The organism is Snuella lapsa (assembly GCF_039539345.1).
Taxonomy (GTDB): Bacteria; Bacteroidota; Bacteroidia; order Flavobacteriales; family Flavobacteriaceae; genus Snuella; species Snuella lapsa.
Genome location: NZ_BAABCY010000022.1, coordinates 40748 through 41878, shown reverse-complemented (window position 1 = coordinate 41878; position 1131 = coordinate 40748). Strand labels below are relative to the sequence as shown.

General features: G+C 41.2%; 1 pseudogene. It reads left to right on the top strand.

Going from position 1 to position 1131, the window contains the following annotated elements:
• A pseudogene (locus ABD792_RS04240) lies at positions 1–1131 on the top strand (gliding motility-associated C-terminal domain-containing protein); the annotation flags it as partial.

The following is a 1131-nucleotide window of genomic DNA, read 5'->3' as shown; positions in this document are numbered from 1 at the left end:
TAATGATAGCGCCAGCTGTGAACAAACAGTAACGGTAACCGATAATGAAATACCAACCATTACATGTCCTGGAGACTTAACAGCGACATGCAATATATCAGAACAACCAGCTTATTCTAACTATACAGAATTTGCAAATGCTGGAGGAATCGCCAATGATAATTGTAGTATCAATGAGGCTAGCTTTACTTTATTAAATGAAGTTAGCGATAACTTAAGTTGTCCTGAAACAGTAACTCGAACTTATCAAATAGCTGATATGACCGGAAACACTGTAACATGCACACAAATAATTGTTATCAACGATGAAGTCCCCCCAACCATCGACAACACAAACACAGCCAACATTGAAATAGAATGTGGTGAAGGTGATACCCAAGCTGCTCTTAACGATTGGTTGAATTCTAATGCTGGAGCTACCGCTACAGATAATTGTGGAGATGTTACATGGACAAATGATTACGGAATGGACACCAATGTAAAATGTGATAATGGAGCCATTACAGTAACCTTTACGGCGACAGATGCATGCAACAACAAGAGCACAACAACTGCAACCTATCTAATAAAAGACACAGAAGCTCCGACAATAACCAAAGTTGCCTCCGATCAAACGGTACAATGTGATGGCTCTGGCAACCAAGACGAATTTGAAAACTGGTTAAACACCAATGCCGGTGCTGAAGCTACCGATGATTGTTCAACGATTACATGGTCCAACAACTTCGGTGAAGATGGCAATGTTATGTCTGACGAATGTGGCATGACCGGAAAAGTATTGGTTAAATTTACTGCAACCGATGCTTGTGGCAACTCATCAAGCACAACAGCTTTATTTACGATCATCGATACAATTGCGCCTAACTTTACAGTGCCTGCTGATGTAACTATTAATTGTGATGATGATGCGACGGATCTAACCCTTACGGGAGATGTCTCTGATGAAGAAGACACCTGTGACACAAACATAGGTGAAGCGACCTATACTGATGAAATAGCTGCTGGTGAATGTGCTAACGAAAGTACCATTACACGTACATGGTCTTTAACTGACGATTGTGACAATACCACAACGCACGTACAGATAATCACAGTACAGGATGTTACGCCTCCTACCTTTACGGTACCAGC